Source organism: Ramlibacter sp., assembly GCF_035627355.1.
GTDB lineage: Bacteria > Pseudomonadota > Gammaproteobacteria > Burkholderiales > Burkholderiaceae_C > Ramlibacter.
The window spans coordinates 45,683-65,258 of record NZ_DASPLW010000077.1 but is presented as its reverse complement, the minus strand read 5'-3'; the positions used below and the strand labels follow the sequence as shown (position 1 = coordinate 65,258).

At 69.8% G+C, this 19,576-nt stretch carries 17 protein-coding genes; 3 read left to right on the top strand and 14 right to left on the bottom strand.

The genetic code is table 11. From position 1 onward, the window contains the following. The first annotated feature begins 8 nt into the window (after window positions 1–8). Window positions 9–1,697: a hypothetical protein gene (locus VEC03_RS18465; RefSeq protein ID WP_324918624.1), complete on the top strand. Its 1,689-nt coding sequence runs from the start codon at window positions 9–11 to the stop codon at window positions 1,695–1,697. Then, on the top strand, window positions 1,697–3,049 hold the full coding sequence (locus VEC03_RS18460) for an MATE family efflux transporter (protein ID WP_324918621.1): 1,353 nt from the start codon (window positions 1,697–1,699) through the stop codon (window positions 3,047–3,049). The genes VEC03_RS18465 and VEC03_RS18460 overlap by 1 nt, the downstream gene beginning before the upstream one ends. Here the strand turns inward: VEC03_RS18460 and phoR are convergent. The 11 genes from phoR to VEC03_RS18405 form a co-directional block, all read right to left on the bottom strand. Next, window positions 2,997–4,355 carry a phosphate regulon sensor histidine kinase PhoR gene (gene phoR / locus VEC03_RS18455; protein ID WP_324918618.1) on the bottom strand — a complete coding sequence of 453 codons (1,359 nt, stop codon included), beginning with the start codon at window positions 4,353–4,355 and terminating at the stop codon, window positions 2,997–2,999. The genes VEC03_RS18460 and phoR overlap by 53 nt on opposite strands. A 12-nt stretch (window positions 4,356–4,367) precedes the next feature. After that, complete coding sequence (gene phoB, locus VEC03_RS18450) at window positions 4,368–5,078, bottom strand: phosphate regulon transcriptional regulator PhoB (protein WP_324918615.1); 711 nt, start codon at window positions 5,076–5,078, stop codon at window positions 4,368–4,370. Beyond that, the gene (gene phoU, locus VEC03_RS18445; protein WP_324918612.1) at window positions 5,075–5,788 is read right to left on the bottom strand and encodes a phosphate signaling complex protein PhoU; all 714 of its coding nucleotides are present in this window, start codon (window positions 5,786–5,788) and stop codon (window positions 5,075–5,077) included. The genes phoB and phoU overlap by 4 nt, the downstream gene beginning before the upstream one ends. A gap of 17 nt (window positions 5,789–5,805) precedes the next feature. Further along, window positions 5,806–6,579 (bottom strand): phosphate ABC transporter ATP-binding protein PstB, encoded by a 774-nt coding sequence (pstB, locus tag VEC03_RS18440; protein WP_324918609.1) that lies wholly within the window; start codon window positions 6,577–6,579, stop codon window positions 5,806–5,808. 4 nt (window positions 6,580–6,583) lie between these two features. Further along, entirely contained in the window at window positions 6,584–7,477 is an 894-nt protein-coding gene (pstA, locus tag VEC03_RS18435) for a phosphate ABC transporter permease PstA (protein ID WP_324918607.1), read from the bottom strand. Beyond that, a complete protein-coding gene (gene pstC / locus VEC03_RS18430) occupies window positions 7,474–8,430 on the bottom strand; it encodes a phosphate ABC transporter permease subunit PstC (RefSeq protein ID WP_324918604.1) in 957 nt (318 codons plus the stop codon). Before pstC ends, pstA begins: the two co-directional genes overlap by 4 nt. A 93-nt stretch (window positions 8,431–8,523) precedes the next feature. Continuing rightward, window positions 8,524–9,561 carry a phosphate ABC transporter substrate-binding protein PstS gene (gene pstS, locus VEC03_RS18425; protein WP_324918602.1) on the bottom strand — a complete coding sequence of 346 codons (1,038 nt, stop codon included), beginning with the start codon at window positions 9,559–9,561 and terminating at the stop codon, window positions 8,524–8,526. Window positions 9,562–9,739: 178 nt separating this feature from the next. Continuing rightward, window positions 9,740–11,074 (bottom strand): phosphoglucosamine mutase, encoded by a 1,335-nt coding sequence (gene glmM, locus VEC03_RS18420; protein WP_324918599.1) that lies wholly within the window; start codon window positions 11,072–11,074, stop codon window positions 9,740–9,742. Further along, on the bottom strand, window positions 11,071–11,928 hold the full coding sequence (folP, locus tag VEC03_RS18415; protein WP_324918596.1) for a dihydropteroate synthase: 858 nt from the start codon (window positions 11,926–11,928) through the stop codon (window positions 11,071–11,073). Before folP ends, glmM begins: the two co-directional genes overlap by 4 nt. A gap of 76 nt (window positions 11,929–12,004) precedes the next feature. Then, entirely contained in the window at window positions 12,005–13,918 is a 1,914-nt protein-coding gene (gene ftsH, locus VEC03_RS18410) for an ATP-dependent zinc metalloprotease FtsH (protein ID WP_324918593.1), read from the bottom strand. Between the two features lie 163 nt (window positions 13,919–14,081). Beyond that, on the bottom strand, window positions 14,082–14,744 hold the full coding sequence (locus VEC03_RS18405) for an RlmE family RNA methyltransferase (protein ID WP_324918590.1): 663 nt from the start codon (window positions 14,742–14,744) through the stop codon (window positions 14,082–14,084). A gap of 36 nt (window positions 14,745–14,780) precedes the next feature. Here VEC03_RS18405 and VEC03_RS18400 point away from each other — a divergent pair, with 36 nt between their 5' ends. Further along, window positions 14,781–15,254, top strand: a complete 474-nt coding sequence (locus VEC03_RS18400) for a YhbY family RNA-binding protein (RefSeq protein ID WP_324918587.1) — start codon at window positions 14,781–14,783, stop codon at window positions 15,252–15,254. Window positions 15,255–15,263: 9 nt separating this feature from the next. On the opposite strand, the gene VEC03_RS18395 is transcribed toward VEC03_RS18400, so the two are convergent. The 3 genes from VEC03_RS18395 to carB form a co-directional block, all read right to left on the bottom strand. Next, the gene (locus VEC03_RS18395) at window positions 15,264–15,707 is read right to left on the bottom strand and encodes a DUF4149 domain-containing protein (RefSeq protein WP_324918584.1); all 444 of its coding nucleotides are present in this window, start codon (window positions 15,705–15,707) and stop codon (window positions 15,264–15,266) included. A gap of 2 nt (window positions 15,708–15,709) precedes the next feature. Next, entirely contained in the window at window positions 15,710–16,186 is a 477-nt protein-coding gene (greA, locus tag VEC03_RS18390) for a transcription elongation factor GreA (protein WP_324918582.1), read from the bottom strand. A 136-nt stretch (window positions 16,187–16,322) separates the two neighbouring features. After that, on the bottom strand, window positions 16,323–19,574 hold the full coding sequence (gene carB / locus VEC03_RS18385) for a carbamoyl-phosphate synthase large subunit (RefSeq protein WP_324918579.1): 3,252 nt from the start codon (window positions 19,572–19,574) through the stop codon (window positions 16,323–16,325). Window positions 19,575–19,576: the final 2 nt, after the last annotated feature.

Below are 19,576 nucleotides of genomic sequence, written 5' to 3'. Positions count from 1 at the left end.
TCGCCCGCGTGAACCAGCCGACCCCCGCCATCGTCGCCCAGAGCGCCGTGCGGCGGCTGCCGCGGCTTGCACTGCTGCTGTTCTGTGCCGCGTACGTGGTCCCCGGCTTCGTCGGCCGTGCGCCCTGGAAGAGCGCGGACGTCACGGCCTTCGGCTACATGCTCGAGCTCGCCAGCGGTCGCAGCGCCTGGCTGTCGCCGACGCTGCTGGGCCAGCCGCCCGAGTTCGATGCCCTGCTGCCCTACTGGCTGGGCGCCTGGGCGATCAAGCTGTCCCCGTCCTGGATCCCGGCGGATTTCGCGGTCCGCCTGCCGTTTGCCGCCCTGCTGGTGCTCACGCTGGCGGCCACCTGGTACGGCATCTATTTCCTGGCCCGCACGCCGCGCGCCCAGCCGGTGCCGTTCGCCTTCGGCGGCGAGGCCCAGCCCAGGGACTACGCGCGGGCCATCGCCGACGGCGGCCTGCTCGCACTGATCGCCTGCCTGGGGCTGGCCCAGCTGTCGCACGAGACCACGCCGGCCCTGGCGCAGCTCGGCTGTACGGCGCTGGCCTTCTTCGGCGTCGCCGCGCTGCCCTACCGCACCGCCAGCCCCTTGGTGGCGATCGTCGTCGGGCTGGCCGGACTGGCCCTGAGCGGGGCGCCCAGCACGGCGGTCCTGCTGGGTACCGGGGGCGCGCTGATCACGGTGCTGGATTCGCCCGACGACGAGCGCCTGCGCCGGCGCCGCTGGCTGTGGGCCGGCCTGCTGCTGGCGACCACCTTGGTCGTGGCCTGGATGGCCGGCGTGCTGGACCTATGGCGCTGGCGCATCCCCGATCCGGCCGACCGGAGTTGGCGCCCCGCGGCCCGCCTGCTGGTGTGGTTCACCTGGCCGGCCGGGCCGCTGGCCGCGTGGACGGTGTGGCGCTGGCGCCGCCAGCTCTCGGCCCGGCATGTGGCCCTGCCCCTGTGGTTCGCGCTGGTCGCCATCGCCTCCACCCTGCTGACGCACGCGTCCGACCGCTCGCTGCTGCTGGGACTGCCAGCGTTGGCGACCCTGGCCGTGTTCGCGTTGCCGACGCTGCGCCGCACGGTGGCGTCGCTGATCGACTGGTTCACCCTGCTGTTCTTCACCGGCTGCGCCGTCGTGATCTGGGTGGTGTGGATCTCGCTGCACACCGGCATCCCGGCCAAGCCGGCTGCCAACGTCGCCAAGCTGGCCTCGGGCTTCGAACCGAGCTTCTCGCTGCTCGCCTTCCTCGCGGCGCTGGCCGGCACGGTCGCGTGGGGCTGGCTGGTCCGCTGGCGCGCCGGCCGCAACCGCGCGGCGATCTGGAAGAGCCTGGTGCTGCCGGCCGGCGGCGCCGCGCTGTGCTGGCTGCTGTTGATGACGCTATGGCTGCCGGTGCTCGACTACGCCCGCAGCTACACGGCGGTGGTGCGCGGCGTCACGCAGGCCATGGACCACCCGGGCTGCGTGGAGGTGTTCGGCCTCACGCGCGGGCAGTCCGCGGCCCTGGGCTACCACGGCCAGCTGTCGCTGCGGCCCGCGGCCTGGCAGCCCCAGTGCCCCTGGCTGGTGATGGGCTCGGACTACCAGCCCGCCGCCGGCGTGGCGCTGGACATGAAGCAGTGGCGGCTGGTCGCCACCGTGCGCCGCCCCACCGACGCCGAGGACAACGTCCTGCTCTACGAGCGGCAGTCGCGGGTCGACTGATGTCCGAGCGCGGCATCATCGCCCGCCATGCGGGCACCGTGCTGGTGGGCCAGCTCGCCACCATGGCCTTCGGCGTGGCCGACACCCTGATCGCCGGACGCTATGCGCCCGAGGCACTGGCCACGCTGTCGGTGGGTTCGGCGGTCTACATCAGCATCTTCGTCGCGCTGCAGGCCATGGTGCAGGCGCAGCTGCCGGTCTGGGCGGAGTTGCGCGGGGCCGGTCGGGGCCCGGAGGTGGGCCGCTCGGTGCGGCAGGCCGTGTGGTTGTGCCTCGTCGCGATGGTGGTGGGGATGGCGGCGCTGCTGTTCCCGGACCCGCTGCTGCGATGGGCGCAGGTGCCGCCGCACTTGGAGCGGCAGGTGCTGGAGTACCTGGCCGTGCTGGCCCTGTCGCTGCCCCCGGCGCTGCTGTTCCGCGCCTATTCCACGCTGAACCAGGCGCTGGGCCGGCCGGTGATGGTGACCTGGCTGCAGGCGGCCTCGCTGCTGGTGAAGGTGCCCTTGTCGATCTGGTTCACCTTCGGCGGCGCCGGCGTGCCGGCCATGGGCCTGGCCGGCTGCGCCTGGGCGACGGTTGCCGTCAACTGGCTGCTGCTCGCGCTGGCGGCCTGGACCCTGCGCACGCATTCGCTGTACGAGCCCTACCGCATCTGGCGGGCCGTGGAACGGCCCGACTGGAACGTGCAGCGCGCCTTCGCCCGCCTGGGCGTGCCGACAGCGCTGGCGGTGATGGTGGAGGTGACCTCGTTCACGCTGATGGCGCTGTTCATCGCCCGGCAGGGGACGGTGGCGGCGGCCAGCCACCAGATCGCCAGCAACCTCACCGCGGTGCTCTACATGGTGCCGCTGTCGCTCGGGCTGGCCACCAGCGCCCGGGTCAGCTACTGGCTGGGCGCGGGCGACGACCGCCGCGCCCGCGAGACCCTGCGCACCGGCCTGCGCATCACGCTGCTGCTGGCCTGCACGAGCGCCGCCCTGATCGCGCTGTCACGCGACGGCCTCGCGCGGCTGTACGCCGGCGACAACCCGCGCGTGGTGGCGCTGGCGGCCGGCCTGCTGTTGTGGGTCGCCCTGTACCACATCGCCGACGCCACCCAGGCGCTGTGCGTGTTCCTGCTGCGCAGCTACGGCGTAGCCACCCGCCCGCTGGTGGTCTATTGCGTGCTGCTGTGGGGCGTGGGGCTGGGCGGCGGCTACCTGCTGGCCTACCGCGGGCTCGGCCCTTGGCCGCCCCTGCAGACGCCTGCCGCGTTCTGGGGCGCGGGCGGCATCGCCCTGGCCCTCACCGCGGCGGCGTTCACGGCGTTGCTGTGGCGCGTGGTGCGCTCGCACCGCCCGGTGCGGGCGTGACGCGCCGCACGCGCGCCGCGGGCAGCACGATGGCGAAGGTCGACCCGGCGCCGGGTCGGCTGTCGATGCGCAGCTCCGCGCCATGGCGCTGCGCCACGTGCTTGACGATGGCCAGCCCCAGCCCGGTGCCGCCGGTCTCGCGCGAGCGGCTGCGATCCACGCGGTAGAAGCGCTCGGTCAGCCGCGGCAGGTGCTCGGGCGGGATGCCGGGCCCGGTGTCGCGCACCGAGAACTCGGCGCGGCCATCCGGCAGCCACTGCCAGCGCACGTCGATGCGGCCGCCCACGGGCGTGTAGCGCACCGCATTGCTGGCCAGGTTGGACATGGCGCTGAGCAACTCCGGCGCGGAGCCGGCCACTTCCATCCCTGCACCCGGGTCGAAGGCGAGTTCGTGCGAGTCCTTGCCCACCACGGCCGAGAGCGAGCGCGTGTCCTGCTCGCATTGCGCCATTAGCGCCTCGACCGCGGTCCACTCCGCCGTGTCCGGCGGGGGGCTGCCCTCCAGCCGAGACAGGGTGAGCAGGTCGTTGACCAGCGACTGCATGCGGTGGGCCTGCTGCGCCATCAGCCCGAGGTAGCGGGCGCGGTCGGCTTCGCCCAGCGGGAGCTGCTGCAAGGTCTCGATGAAGCCGGCGAGCACCGTCAGCGGGGTGCGGACCTCGTGCGAGACGTTGGCGACGAAATCGCGCCGCATCGCATCGGCCTGCTCGATCGCCGTGACGTCGCGCGCCAGCAGCAGCTTGCGCCCCTGGCCATACGGGTGCAGCTGCAGGGACAGGCGCACCGGCCGGCCGGGCGAACTGTCGCGGGCGGTGATCACCACGTCGCGGCCGTAGGCGCCGGCCGCGTGGTAGTCGGCGAAGGCCGGATCGCGCAGCAGGTTGCCCACGTGCTGCAGCAGGTCGCGTTCCGGATCGATGCCCAGTTGCGCCGCCGCGGTCTGGTTGCACCACTCGATGCGGCCCTCGGCATCGAGCAGGATCACGCCATTGGGCGAGGCCTGGATGGCCGACAGGAAGGCCTGCAGGCGCTCGCCGGACTCCTGCGCCGTGCGCTCGCGCTGGCGCAGGGCACGGCGCAGGCGGTCCCCGATCTCGGTCCACAGGCCACCGGTTCGCGGCGGGTCGCCCTCGGCGCCGTCGCGCAGCCACCGCAGCAGGCGCATGCCCCGCACCAGGTCCAGCAGCCACCACGCCAGGCTTCCCGCGAGCGCGCCCACCAGGGCGCCCCGCTCGCCGGACAGCCAGCCGCCCAACGCCGCGCCCACGGCCTGGCACAGCACGAACGCAAGGGGGCGGCCCGTCATGGGAGGTACGGTTCAGTCGTCGCGCGGGACGGGTACTGGTTGCGCGGCAAAGCGATAGCCCGCGCCCCGCACGGTTTCCACCATCGCCCCGGCGGCGCCCAGCGCTTCGCGCAAGCGCTTCACATGGACATCGACCGTGCGCTCCTCGATGAACACGTGGTCGCCCCAGACCTTGTCCAGCAGTTGCGAGCGGCTGTGCACCCGCTCCGGATGCCGCATCAGGTAGTTCAGGAGCCGGAACTCGGTCGGCCCCAGCTTGAGCGGCTCGCCGCGCCAGCGCGCCCGGTGCGCCTGCGGGTCCAGCGACAGCTCGCCGATCTGCAGGGCCTGCCCGTCCTGCTCGGGCGCGCGGCGGCGCAGCACCGCGCGGATGCGCGCCAGCAGCTCCTGGGTGGAGAACGGCTTGGTGATGTAGTCGTCGGCGCCGGCATCCAGCCCGGCCACCTTGTCCGGCTCGTCGCCGCGCGCGGTCAGCATCAGGATAGGGATGGCGCGCGTGCGCTCGCTGGCGCGCCACTTGCGGGCCAGCGCCAGGCCGCTCTGGCCGGGCAGCATCCAGTCCAGCAGGATGGCGTCGGGCAGCACCGCGTCCAGCTCGCGCTGGGCCTCCTCGGCGTCGCCGGCACAGACCGGCTGGAAGCCGCCGTGGCGCAGGTTCACCGCCACCAGCTCGGCGATGGCCGGCTCGTCCTCGACCACCAGGACACGCGGTTGCAGCTTCATCGGCCCTCCTGCCGCAGCGCGGACTCCACCTCGGCCATGGACGCATGGCGCACGTCGGCCCCCATGACCACGTAGATGATGAACTCGGCGATGTTCTTGGCGTGGTCGCCGATGCGCTCGATGGCCTTGGCCAGGAACAGCAGGTCCAGGCTGGCCGAGATGGTGCGCGGGTCTTCCATCATGTAGGTGATCAGCTTGCGCACGAAGCCGTCGAACTCCTGGTCGATCTGGTCGTCGGCCTTGAGGATGGCCAGCGCCGCCTCGGTGTCCAGCCGGGCGAAGGCGTCCAGCGCGCGGCGCAGCAGCTCGGAAGCGAGGTCGGCCGCCAGCCGCAGCTCCGACGCCGGCAGCGAACGCGACGCGCCGCTGTCGATGATGGAGCGCACCATGCGTGCGATCTTGGCCGCCTCGTCGCCCACCCGCTCCAGGTTGGCGGTGGTCTTGGAGATGGCGATCAGCAGGCGCAGGTCGCGCGCCGTGGGCTGGCGCCGCGCGATGATGGACGACAGCTCGCGGTCGATGTCCAGTTCCATCGCGTTGACGCGCTGCTCGGTCTCCAGCACCTTCGAGGCGGCTTCGGCGTTGAACTGCGACAGTGCGTACACGGCCTGGCGGATCTGCGATTCGACCAGGCCGCCGAGTTCCATCACGCGCGCGGAAGCACCGCGAAGGTCGCTGTCGAACTGGGTGGAGAGGTGCTTGTCGGACATGGGCTCCTCCTGCCGGCTCAGCCGAAGCGGCCGGTGATGTAGTCCTCGGTCTCCTTGCGGGACGGCTTGAAGAAGATCTGCTCGGTCTCGCCCATCTCCACCAGGTCGCCCAGGTACATGTAGGCGGTGTAGTCGCTGACGCGGGCGGCCTGCTGCATGTTGTGCGTGACGATGACCACGGTGTATTCGTCCTTGAGTTCGCCGATCAGTTCCTCGATGCGCCCGGTGGAGATCGGGTCCAGCGCCGAGCAGGGCTCGTCCAGCAGCAGGACCTCGGGCTTGATCGCGATGCCTCGCGCGATGCACAGGCGCTGCTGCTGGCCGCCCGACAGGCCGGCGCCGCTCTGGTTGAGCTTGTCGCGCACCTCGGTCCACAACGCCGCCTTGCGCAGCGCCCATTCGACCCGCTCGTCCATGTCGGTCGCGCCCAGGTCCTCGAACAGCCGCACGCCGAACGCGATGTTGTCGTAGATCGACATCGGGAAGGGCGTGGGCTTCTGGAACACCATGCCGATGCGCGCGCGGATCAGCGCCACGTCCTGCTTCGAGGCCAGCAGGTCCTCGCCATCCAGCACGATCTGGCCTTCGGCGCGCTGGTCCGGGTACAACTCGTACATGCGGTTGAAGGTGCGCAGCAGCGTGGACTTGCCGCAGCCCGACGGGCCGATGAAGGCCGTGACCTTCCGGTCCGGGATCTCCAGGTCGATGCCCTTGAGAGCGTGGAACTTGCCGTACCAGAAGTTCAGGCCCTTGACCGCGATCTTGGCGGAAGGCGATGGCGATGGATTCATGGGATCAGGTCCGGTTGCGCGTCAGCAGGCGCGCCAGGATGTTCAGCCCCAGCACGGCGGCGGTGATCAGGAACACGGCCGCCCAGGCCAGCTGCTGCCAGTTCTCGTAGGGGCTCATGGCGAACTTGAAGATGGTCACCGGCAGGCTGGCCATGGGCTCGCCCATGTCGGAGGTCCAGAACTGGTTGTTCAGCGCCGTGAACAGCAGGGGGGCCGTCTCGCCCGAAATCCGGGCGACGGCCAGCAGCACGCCGGTCACCACGCCGGCGCGTGCCGCCCGCAGCGTGATCAGCGTGATCACCTTCCACTTGGGCGCGCCGAGCGCATAGGCCGCTTCGCGCAGGCCCGCCGGCACCAGCAGCAGCATGTTCTCGGTGGTGCGGATCACCACCGGGATCACGATCAGCGCCAGCGCCAGCGCGCCGGCCCAGCCGGAGAACTGCCGGAAGCGCGCCACCACGACCGCGTAGATGAACAGGCCGATCACGATGGAAGGCGCCGACAGCAGGATGTCGTTGACGAAGCGGGTGGACGAGCCCAGCCAGCCCTGCGGGTCGTACTCGGCCAGGTAGACGCCGGCCAGGATGCCGATCGGGGTGGCGATCAGGGTCGCCGCCGCCACCATCAGGAAGGAGCCGTAGATGGCGTTGGCCAGCCCACCCGCCTCATTGGGGGGCGGGGTCATCTCGACCAGCGTGGACCAGGCCAGGCCGGCGACGCCCAGGTTCACCGTCTCCCACAGGATCCACAGCAGCCAGAACACGCCGAAGGCCATGGCTCCCAGCGACAGGGCCAGTGCCACCTGGTTGACCCGCTTGCGGGCCGCGTAGCGCCGCTCGCGCTGCAACGCCGCATCCGACCGCGCGATCAGGCGGGCGCCGGTTCCGGTGCCGTTCATGCCCGTGCTCCCTCGCCCTTGCGCAGGCGCATCAGCAGCAGCTTGGAGAGCGCGAGCACCACGAAGGTGATGAAGAACAGCACCAGGCCCAGGTAGATCAGCGCCGCCTGGTGAAGGCCGCTGGCCGCCTCGGCGAACTCGTTGGCCAGCGCCGAAGTGATGCTGTTGGCCGGCTGGAACAGCGACAGCGAGTCGAGCTGGTTGAAGTTGCCGATCACGAAGGTCACGGCCATGGTTTCCCCGAGCGCGCGGCCCAGCCCCAGCATGATGCCGCCGATGACGCCGGCCTTGGTGTAGGGCAGCACCACGCGGGAGACGACCTCCCAGGTCGTCGAGCCCAGCGCATAGGCCGATTCCTTCAGCATCGGCGGCGTGACCTCGAACACGTCGCGCATCACGGCCGCGATGAAGGGGATGATCATGATGGCCAGGATGATCCCGGCCGAGAGGATGCCGATCCCGACCGGCGGGCCGGACACCAGGGCGCCCAGGAAAGGCACGCCGCCCAGCAAGGCCTGCAGCGGCTGTTGCACCCAGGTGGCCAGGATGGGGCCGAACACCAGCAGGCCCCACATGCCGTAGACGATGGATGGCACGGCGGCCAACAGTTCGATGGCCGTCCCCAGCGGGCGCTTGAGCCAGGCCGGCGACAGCTCGGTCAGGAACAGCGCGATGCCGAAGCTCACCGGCACCGCGATCACCAGCGCGATCAGCGACGTGGCGATGGTCCCGTAGATCATCACCAGGCCGCCATACTCGTTGGTGACCGGGTCCCACACCGTGCTGGCCATGAAGCCCAGGCCGTAGCGCTCGATCGCCGGCCAGGCGCCGACCACCAGCGAAGCCAGGATGGCCAGCAGCAGGCCCAGGGTGGTGATGGCGGCACCGCACGCGGCCCAGCCGAAGGCGCGGTCGGCCCAGGCGCCGGTGCGCCGCCCACCCGGCCGCTTCATGCCGCCAGCCCGCGCCCGCGGCGGCACGCGAGGAGCTTCGAGGCGGCCGTCATGGGCCGGGTGTGCAGAAGACAAGTGCGCCCTCAGGTCCCGTTACCTGGCGATGACCGGGCTGCCGGAGGTGTCCTTGATTCCGGCGGTCCACAGCTTGCGGATCTGGCCCTTGACCGCCTCCGGCATCGGCACGTAGTCGAGGTTCTCGGCCGTCGGGTCGCCGTTGGCGTAGGCCCAATCGAAGAACTTCAGCGCAGCTGCGGCCTTCGCGGGCTTGTCCTGGGTCTTGTGCATCAGGATGAAGGTGGCGCCGGTGATAGGCCAGGACTGCGCCCCCGGCTGGTTGGTCAGCACCTGGTGGAAGCTCCTGCTCCAGTCGGCTCCCGCAGCGGCCGCCTTGAAAGCCGTGTCTTCGGGTGCGACGAACTGGCTGGCCGAGTTCTGCATCAGCGCGTAGGTCATCTTGTTCTGCTTGACGTAGGCGTATTCGACGTAGCCGATCGAGTTGGGCAGGCGGCCGACGAACGCCGCCACGCCTTCGTTGCCCTTGCCGCCCGCGCCGGTCGGCCAGTTCACCGCCGTGCCCTCGCCCACCCTGGCCTTCCACTCCGGGCTGACCTTGGACAGGTAGTTGGTGAACAGGAAGCTGGTGCCGGAGCCGTCCGCGCGGCGCACCGGCGCGATGGCGGCGTCGGGAAGGCTCAGCGAGGGATTCAGCGCCTTGATCGCCGGGTCGCTCCACTTGCCGATCTTGCCGAGGTAGATGTCGGCCAGCACCGGGCCGCTCAGCCGCAGCTGGCCGGCCGCGATGCCCTTGATGTTGACCACGGGCACCACGCCACCGATCACGGTCGGGAACTGGACCAGGCCCTTGCTGGCCAGCTCCTCGTCCTTCAGGGGCGCGTCGGAAGCGCCGAAGTCCACGGTCCTGGCCTCGATCTGGCGCAGGCCCGCGCCGGACCCGACCGACTGGTAGTTGATGCGGGCGCCGGTCGCCTTCTGGTAATCGGCGGCCCACTTGGCATACAGCGGCGCCGGGAAGCTGGCGCCGGCGCCGGTGACGTCCTGTGCGGCCGCCAGGCCGGCGAGGGAAAAGCCGAGCAGGCCGAGGGCGGCCACGCGGATGGTCTTGTTCATGGAGTCAGTCCTTGGTAGTGCAACCGAAGAGCACTCTAGGCGTCGTTCGTGACGACTCTACGAAGGCTCCATGACAACTCCGTGACACTCGCCCGCATGGCAGCGGTGCGGCGCGCTCATCCGGCCCCGTGGCGGCCGCGCTCGAGCCACGCGGTCGCCGGCCGGGCCGCGCCAAGGGTCAGCCGGCCTGGATGGCCTGCGCCAGCTGCTGCGCGCCTTCCTTGGCCAGCGCGGCGTCCTGCGCCTCCACCATCACCCGTACCACCGGCTCGGTGCCGCTAGGGCGGATGAGGATCCGGCCGCGATCGGCCAGGCGCTTTTCCAGCGCCTCTTGCGCAGCCGGCAGGCCGCGGCTCTTCTTCCAGTCCTGGCCGGGCTGCAGCCGTACGTTGACCAGGGTCTGCGGGTACAGGCTCACGCCCTCGAGCAGCTGCGCCAGCGACCGGCCGCTGCGCGCGCAGGCCTTGAGCACCTGCAGGGCACTGATCAGGCCGTCGCCGGTGGTGTGCTTGTCCAGGGCCAGCAGGTGGCCGGAGCCCTCGCCGCCCAGCAGCCAGCCGCGCTTGTCCAGCTCTTCGAGCACATAGCGGTCGCCGACCTTGGCGCGCACGAACTCGACGTCGTGGCCGCGCAGGGCCATCTCGACCGCCATGTTGGTCATCAGCGTGCCCACGGCACCGGACACCCGCTCGCCGCGCGCCAGGCGCTCGGTCACCATCACGTACAGCAGCTCGTCCCCGTTGTACAGGCGACCGCTCGCGTCCACCAGCTGCAAGCGGTCGGCGTCGCCGTCCAGCGCGACGCCGAAGTCGGCGCCGTGCTCGCGCACCGCCCGCACCAGCGCTTCGGGATGGGTGGCGCCGCAGTCGCGGTTGATGTTCTGGCCGTCGGGGGCGCAGCCGATGCAGTGCACCTCGGCACCCAGCTCGTGGAAGACCTTGGGAGCGATGTGGTACGCGGCGCCGTGCGCGGCGTCGACCACGATGGTCAGGCCCTTGAGCGTGAGGTCGTTGGCGAAGGTGCTCTTGCAGAATTCGATGTAGCGGCCGGCCGCGTCGTCCAGGCGCCGGGCCTTGCCCAGGCTGGCGGAATCGGCCCAGGCGGGCGCCTCCTGCAGCGCGGCCTCCACGTCCAGCTCCCACTGGTCGGGCAGCTTGGTGCCCTGCGCGCTGAAGAACTTGATCCCGTTGTCGCCGAACGGGTTGTGGCTGGCGCTGATCACCGCGCCCAGGCTGGCGCGCTGGGCGCGGGTGAGATAGGCGACGCCCGGCGTCGGCAGCGGTCCCAGCAGCACCACGTCGACGCCGGCGGAATTGAAACCCGACTCCAGCGCGCTTTCCAGCATGTAGCCGGAGATCCGGGTGTCCTTGCCGATCAGCACCGTCGGACGCGGCTCGGAGCGCCTGAGGACCCGTCCGACCGCATGGGCCAGGCGCAGCACGAAATCGGGCGTGATGGGTGACTTGCCGACGGTGCCGCGAATGCCGTCGGTGCCGAAATACTGCCTGCTCATGTCGTGGGCCTCCCTTCACGCCCTTGTTGTTCACTGTCCATGGCCGCCCAGACATCGAGCGCCGCCACGGTCTCGCGCACGTCGTGCACCCGCACGATGCGGGCGCCCCGCTCGACGGCGAGCAGCGCTGCCGCGACGCTGGGAATCATGCGCTCGTTCACGGGCAGGCCGGTGATCCGGCCCAGCGAGGACTTGCGCGACCACCCCGCCAGCAGCGGATGCCCATGGGCCAGCAGCTCGTCCTGCCGCGCCAGCAAGGCGAAATTCTGCTCCACCGTCTTGCCGAACCCGATGCCCGGATCCCAGACGATGCGTTCGGCCGCCACTCCGCGGTCCTGCAGGGCGCGGCTCTGAGCCCGCAGCAACTCGACCACCTGCGGCACCGGGTCCCCGGCCATCGTTGCCTGCTGCATGGTGCGCGGCTCGCCGTGCATGTGCATGAGGCACACGCCGCAGGCCGGGTGCGCGGCCACGGCGTCCAGTGCGCCCCGCTGGCGCAGCGCCGCGATGTCGTTGACGATGTCGACGCCGAGTTCCAGCGCCCGGCGCATGACCTCGGCCTTGTAGGTGTCGACGGATACGGGCACGCCCAGCCGGACGGCGCCTTCCAGCACCGGCAGCACGCGCTTCAGCTCTTCCTCCAGCCCGACAGGCGGGGTGCCGGGCCGGCTGGACTCGCCCCCGATGTCCAGGATGTCCGCCCCTTCGGCCAGCAGCCGCTCGCAATGGTGCAGGGCCGCGTGCAGGCCGTGGTAGCGGCCGCCGTCGGAGAAGGAGTCCGGGGTGGCGTTGACGATGCCCATCACCCGCGGACGCGAGAGGTCGATGCGGTAGCGGGTCGTTTGCCAGTGCATGGGGTTGTCATTGTGCGGCAGCGACGGGCACCAAAAAGGGCCCCGAAGGGCCCCCTTTGCCCGGCTGCTCGCCGGATCAGGCCGCGGTCGGCGCCGGGTTGTCGGCCCCGACCGGGGCACCGCCCGAGCCGCCGCCGGACGACGGCGTGCGCGGCGTGAAGTCCTTGGGCGGACGCGGATCCTTGCCGGCCATGATGTCGTCGAGCTGCTCGGCGTCTATGGTCTCCCACTCGAGCAGTGCCTTGGCCATGGCGTGCATCTTGTCCTGGTTGTCCTCGATCAGCTTGCGCGCCAGGGCGTACTGCTCGTCGATGATGCGGCGCACCTCGGCGTCGACCTTCTGCATGGTCTCTTCCGAGATGTTGGTGGTCTTGGTGACCGAGCGGCCCAGGAACACCTCGCCCTCGTTCTCGGCGTAGACCATGGGGCCCAACGCCTCGCTCATGCCGTAGCGCATGACCATGTCGCGCGCCAGGTGGGTGGCTCGCTCGAAGTCGTTGGAAGCGCCGGTGGTCATCTGGTTCATGAACACCTCTTCCGCGATCCGGCCGCCGAACAGCATGCTGATCTGGTTCAGCATGTACTCGCGGTCGTAGCTGTAGCGGTCCTGCGAGGGCAGGCTCATGGTCACGCCCAGCGCGCGGCCGCGCGGGATGATGGTGACCTTGTGCACCGGGTCGCACTTGGGCAGCAGCTTGCCGATCAGGGCGTGGCCGGACTCGTGGTAGGCCGTGTTGCGGCGCTCCTCCTCGGGCATGACCATGCTCTTGCGCTCCGGGCCCATCAGGATCTTGTCCTTGGCCTTCTCGAAGTCCTGCATCTCGACCACGCGGGCATTGCGGCGGGCGGCCATCAGCGCCGCCTCGTTGCAGAGGTTGGCCAGGTCGGCGCCCGACATGCCCGGCGTGCCGCGCGCGATGACCTCGGCCTTGACGTCCTGGCCGATCGGGATCTTGCGCATGTGCACGTTCAGGATCTGCTCGCGGCCGCGGATGTCGGGCAGCTGCACGTAGACCTGGCGGTCGAAACGGCCCGGGCGCAGCAGCGCGGCGTCCAGGATGTCGGGCCGGTTGGTGGCCGCGATCACGATGACGCCCAGGTTGGTCTCGAAGCCGTCCATCTCGACCAGCATCTGGTTGAGGGTCTGCTCGCGCTCGTCGTTGCCGCCGCCGAGGCCGGCGCCGCGCTGCCGGCCCACCGCGTCGATTTCGTCGATGAAGATGATGCAGGGCGCGTTCTTCTTGGCGTTCTCGAACATGTCGCGCACGCGGGCCGCGCCCACGCCGACGAACATCTCGACGAAGTCGGAGCCGGAGATCGAGAAGAACGGCACCTTGGCCTCGCCGGCGATGCCCTTGGCCAGCAGCGTCTTGCCGGTGCCCGGAGGCCCGACGAGCAGCAGGCCGCGCGGGATGCGCCCGCCCAGCTTCTGGAACTTCTGCGGGTCCTTCAGGAAGTCGACGACCTCCTTGACTTCCTCTTTCGCTTCGTCACAGCCGGCAACATCGGCGAAGGTCACCTGGTTGTTGTTCTCGTCGAGCATGCGCGCCTTGCTCTTGCCGAACGAGAACGCCCCGCCCTTGCCGCCTCCCTGCATCTGTCGCATGAAGTAGATCCAGACCCCGATCAGCAGCAGCATCGGGCCCCAGCTCACGAGCAGCGTCATGAGCAGCGAGCCTTCCTCGCGCGGCTTGACGTCGAACTTGACGTCGTTGTTGATCAGGTCGCCGACCAGGCCCCGGTCGAGGTAGGTGGCCGTGGTGCGGATCTTGCGGTCGTCACTGGTGATGGCGACGATCTCGGTGCCCCCGGGGCCTTCCTGGATCACCGCATTCTTGATGCGCTTGGCCCGCACTTCCTCCAGGAAGTCCGAGTAGCCCATGACGCTGGCGCCGGCCGCACCGCGGGTGTCGAACTGCTTGAACACCGTGAACAGCACGAGCGCGATGACGAGCCAGACGGCGATTTTCGAGAACCACTGATTGTTCAACTCGGGACTCCGGGATGCGTGCCGATACGGCACCTCAGGCAGATGCGCCCCATTCTAGGGGTTTCAAGTCGTGGAACCCTGCCGTTGCGCAAGGAGCAGGGCGGACAAAAGGGTGACAGGCGGTAGCGGCCGGGGCGCCCGCCTACCGGCGAAAAGCCGGGCTTCAGGCGGGGTCCTTCAGGCCGATCCCGACCAGGAAGGTCTCGGAGGAGCGGTCCCGCGACGCCTTGGGTTTCAGAGGCTTGACCACGCGGAAAGTTTCCTTGAACAGGCGCACCAGCTGGCTGTAGCCGCTGCCGTGGAAGACCTTGGCCACCAGGGCGCCTTCGGGCCGGAGGTGCCCCCGGGCGAATTCCACGGCCAGTTCGACCAGGTGGCTGATCCGGGCGGCGTCGGCCGACTCGACCCCGGACAGGTTGGGAGCCATGTCGGAGACCACCACGTCGGCCTTGCGGCCGCCGACGGCCTGTTCCAGGCGGGCCAGCACGTCGCTCTCGCGGAAATCGCCCTGCAGGAAGGTGACCCCCTCCACCGGCTCCATCGGCAGGATGTCCAGAGCGATGATGGTGCCGGCCAGCTCGCCGACGGCCGCCCCCTGCGGGGACAGCTTGCGGCGCACGTACTGGCTCCAGGCGCCGGGGGCGGAACCCAGGTCGACCACCAGCTGCCCTGGGCGGATCAGCCCCAGCGCCTCGTCGATCTCCTTGAGCTTGTAGGCGGCGCGGGCGCGGTAGCCCTCCTTCTGCGCCAATTTGACGTACGGGTCGTTGACGTGGTCGTTCAACCAGGCCTTGTTGACCTTGCTGCTCTTGGTCTTGACTTTCACTCGGGCGCCTTCGGGGTGCGCGGGATAATAGCTGCCATGCCCGCCCTCCAACTGTCCATTGCCGAACGCAAGGCCCACCGGGCCGAAGCCCACCACCTCGATCCGGTGGTCATGATCGGCCAGGAGGGCCTGACGCCCGCCGTGCTGAAGGAAACCGACGCCGCCCTGAACGCCCATGGCCTGATCAAGGTCCGGGTGCAGGGCGACGACCGCGAGCAGCGCGAGGCCATCTACCAGCAGCTGGCGGACGAGCTGGGCGCCGCCCCCATCCAGCACATCGGCAAGCTGTTGGTCCTGTGGCGGCCCCAGCCCCTGAAGGAGAAGGCGGTCGACGAGGACCGCAAGCCCGGGCCGCGCGACTTCAAGGTGCTGAAGTACAGCTCGCGCGGCGGCCAGCGGCCGGAGGTCAAGACGCTGCGGGTGCTGGGCAACCAGCGCCTGACCGCCGGCGGGCAGGTCAAGCGGGCCAAGCCGAAGCAGAAGTCGGTGAAGAAGGGGCGTGCGGGGTAGCGCCCGCCGTCAGGGTCCCGAGGCGTCCGCATCGGGCGCAGCCGGCTCGGCCACCCGCCACAGCACCACCAGCGCGCACACCCACTGCAGCACGTAGGCCGCGCTGCCGGCCGTGTGCCACAGGCGCAGGTCCTGGCGGGCCATGATGCGCGGGGCGATGGCGAATTCGAGCAGCAGCGCCAGCAGCAAGCCGGCCAGCACGAAGGCGACCGCGCCCGATGCCCAGTCCATGCTCGGCGCCTTGCCCGTGCGCCGGGACGACAGCAGCAGCACCACGCCGCAGCCCACGCCGACCCAGGCCTGGGCCGAGAACAGCTTGGCGGCCGTCTGCCCCGCGAGCGCCGGCGTGGGCAGGTGCATGAACAGCAGCGGCACGGCCATGAAGCCGATGGCGCCCAGGCTGCCCCACCACAGGGCCGCCGCCAGCACCGCCACCCGCTGCCGCCAGCCCATGGTCAGACGTACTGGACGGCGACGATCTCGTAGTGCTTGATGCCGCCCGGGGCCTGCACTTCGGCGGTATCCCCTTCCTCCTTGCCGATCAGCGCGCGGGCGATCGGGCTGGAGATGTTGATCAGGCCTTCCTTCAGGTCGGCCTCGTCCTCGCCGACGATCTGGTAGCGGACCTGCTCGCCGGAGTCTTCCTCCTCCAGTTCCACGGTGGCGCCGAACACCACCTTGCCGCCGGCGTCCAGCGCCGCCGGGTCGATGACCTGCGCCGCCGCCAGCTTGCCTTCCAGCTCGCGGATGCGGCCCTCGATGAAGCCCTGGCGGTCCTTGGCGGCGTCGTATTCGGCGTTCTCCGACAGGTCGCCCTGCGCACGCGCTTCGGCGATCGCATTGATGACCGCCGGCCGCTGCACCGTCTTGAGGTGGTGCAGTTCGGCCTTGAGCTTCTCGGCGCCTCGCTTGGTGATGGGAATGGTGGCCATGTCTCGTCCTGCCCCTGTTTCGCGGAATCCAAAGGAAAACCGCCGGACGTTGCCGACCGGCGGTGTGTTGATGGGACCGATTATGCCGAAATCCGGCGCGGCCGGCCGGAGCTGGCCGCGATGGCCCGCGGCCCGGTCACCCCAGTTGGGCGTGCAGTTCCTGCAGGGAATACACGTCGAGGTCGTCCACGTACTTCATGCCTTCCACGGCCGCCTCGGCGCCCCAGATGGTGGTGAAGGTGGTGACCCGCGCCAGCAGCGCCGAGGTGCGGATCGCGCGCGAGTCGGCGATGGCGTTGCGGCGCTCCTCCACGGTGTTGATCACCATGCCGATCTCGTCGTTCTTGATCATGTCGACCACGTGGGGCCGGCCTTCGGCGACCTTGTTGACGGTCTGGCAGGGAATGCCGGCCGCGGAGATGGCAGCCGCCGTGCCCTTGGTGGCCACCAGCTCGAAGCCCATGGCGGCCAGCTGGCGCGCGATGTCCACCGCACGCGGCTTGTCGCTGTTCTTCACCGTCAGGAACACCTTCCTTGCCGCGTCGGTCGGTCGCGGCAGCCGGGTGCCGGCGCCCAGCTGGCTCTTGACGAAGGCTTCGCCGAAGGTCTTGCCCACGCCCATCACCTCGCCGGTGGACTTCATCTCGGGGCCGAGGATGGTGTCCACGCCCGGGAACTTGACGAAGGGGAACACCGCCTCCTTGACGCTGAAGTACGGCGGCGTGACCTCGTCGCCGATGCCCTGCTGGTCCAGCGACTGGCCCACCATGCAACGCGCAGCGACCTTGGCCAGCTGGATGCCGGTGGCCTTGCTGACGTAGGGCACGGTGCGCGAGGCGCGCGGGTTGACCTCCAGCACGTAGATCACGTCGCCGGCCTCGCTCTCCTGGATGGCGAACTGCACGTTCATCAGGCCGACCACGTTCAGCGCCTTGGCCATGGCGGCGGTCTGGCGCTTCAGTTCGTCGACCGTGGCCTTGGACAGCGAGTACGGCGGCAGCGAACAGGCCGAGTCGCCCGAGTGCACGCCGGCCTGCTCGATGTGTTCCATCACGCCGCCGATGAAGGTGCGCCGGCCGTCGGACAGGCAGTCGACGTCGCACTCGGTGGCGTCGTTCAGGAAGCGGTCCAGCAGCACCGGCGAATCGTTGGAGACCTTCACGGCCTCGCGCATGTAGCGCTCCAGGTCGCGCTGCTCGTGCACGATCTCCATGGCGCGGCCGCCCAGCACGTAGCTGGGACGCACCACCAGCGGGTAGCCCAGCGCCTGCGCCTTCTCCAGCGCCTCGGCCTCGGTGCGGGCCGTGGCATTGGGCGGCTGGCGCAGGCCCAGCTCGTTGAGCAGCTTCTGAAAGCGCTCGCGGTCCTCGGCGGCATCGATCATGTCGGGGCTGGTGCCGATGATGGGCACGCCCTCGGCCTCCAGGCCCAGCGCCAGCTTCAGCGGCGTCTGGCCGCCGTACTGCACGATCACCCCGGCGGGCTTTTCCTTGTCGACGATCTCCAGCACGTCCTCCAGCGTCAGCGGCTCGAAGTACAGGCGGTCGGAGGTGTCGTAGTCGGTCGAGACCGTCTCCGGGTTGCAGTTGACCATGATGGTCTCGTAGCCGTCCTCGCGCAGGGCCAGCGCGGCGTGCACGCAGCAGTAGTCGAACTCGATGCCCTGGCCGATGCGGTTGGGCCCGCCGCCCAGCACCATGATCTTCCTGCGGTCGGTGGGCTCGGCCTCGCACTCGTCCTCGTAGGTCGAGTACATGTAGGCGGTGTTGGTGGCGAACTCGGCCGCGCAGGTGTCCACCCGCTTGTAGACCGGTCGCACGCCCAGCTGCTTGCGACGCTCGCGCACCGCCTTGTCGGTGGTCTTGAGCAGCTTGGCCAGGCGGCGGTCGGAGAAGCCCTTGCGCTTGAGCAGGCGCAGCGGCTTCTCGCTCAGCGACGCCAGCGCGCCCTCGCCCTTGGCTTCGGCGATCCGGTCCAGCTCGAGCTCGATCTTCACGATCTCCTCGATCTGCACCAGGAACCACTTGTCGATCTTCGTCAGGTCGTGGACCTCGTCCAGGCTCCAGCCGGCAGCGAAGGCGTCGCCCACGTACCAGATGCGCTCGGGGCCGGGTTCGCCCAGCTCCTTCTCCAGCACCTCGCGGTCCTGGGTCTTCTCGTTCATGCCGTCGACGCCGACCTCCAGCCCGCGCAGCGCCTTCTGGAACGACTCCTGGAAGGTGCGGCCCATGGCCATGACCTCGCCCACCGACTTCATCTGGGTGGTGAGGCGGTCGTCCGCCTGCGGGAACTTCTCGAAGGCGAAGCGCGGGATCTTGGTGACCACGTAGTCGATGGTCGGCTCGAAGCTCGCCGGGGTGGCGCCGCCGGTGATCTCGTTGCGCAGTTCGTCCAGCGTGTAGCCCACGGCCAGCTTGGCCGCGACCTTGGCGATCGGGAAGCCGGTGGCCTTGGACGCCAGCGCCGAGGACCGCGACACTCGCGGGTTCATCTCGATCACGATCATGCGGCCGTCCTTCGGGTTGACCGCGAACTGCACGTTGGAGCCGCCCGTGTCGACGCCGATCTCGCGCAGCACCGCCAGCGAGGCGTTGCGCATGATCTGGTATTCCTTGTCGGTCAGCGTCTGGGCCGGCGCCACGGTGATCGAGTCGCCGGTGTGCACGCCCATGGGATCGAGATTCTCGATCGAGCAGATGATGATGCAGTTGTCCGCCTTGTCGCGGACCACTTCCATCTCGAACTCCTTCCAGCCGAGCAGCGATTCCTCGATCAGCAGCTCGTTGGTGGGCGAGGCCTCCAGGCCGCGCTTGCAGATGACTTCGAATTCCTCCGGGTTGTAGGCGATGCCGCCGCCGGTGCCGCCCAGCGTGAAGCTGGGCCGGATCACAGTGGGGAAGCCCACGGCCTTCTGCACCGCCCAGGCTTCGTCCATGGAGTGGGCGATGCCCGAACGCGCCGAGCCGAGGCCGATCTTGGTCATCGCCTCCTTGAATTTCTGCCGATCCTCGGCCTTGTCGATGGCCTCGGGCGTGGCGCCGATCAGCTCGACGCCGTGCTTGTCCAGCACGCCGTTGCGCCACAGGTCGAGTGCGCAGTTCAGCGCCGTCTGGCCGCCCATGGTGGGGAGGATGGCGTCGGGCTTTTCCTTGGCGATGATCTTCTCGACCGTCTGCCAGGTGATGGGCTCGATGTAGGTGACGTCGGCCGTGGCCGGGTCGGTCATGATCGTCGCCGGGTTGGAGTTGATCAGGATGACCTTGTAGCCCTCCTCGCGCAGCGCCTTGCAGGCCTGCACGCCCGAGTAGTCGAACTCGCAGGCCTGGCCGATGACGATGGGCCCGGCGCCGATGATCAGGATGCTCTGGATGTCTGTGCGCTTGGGCATGT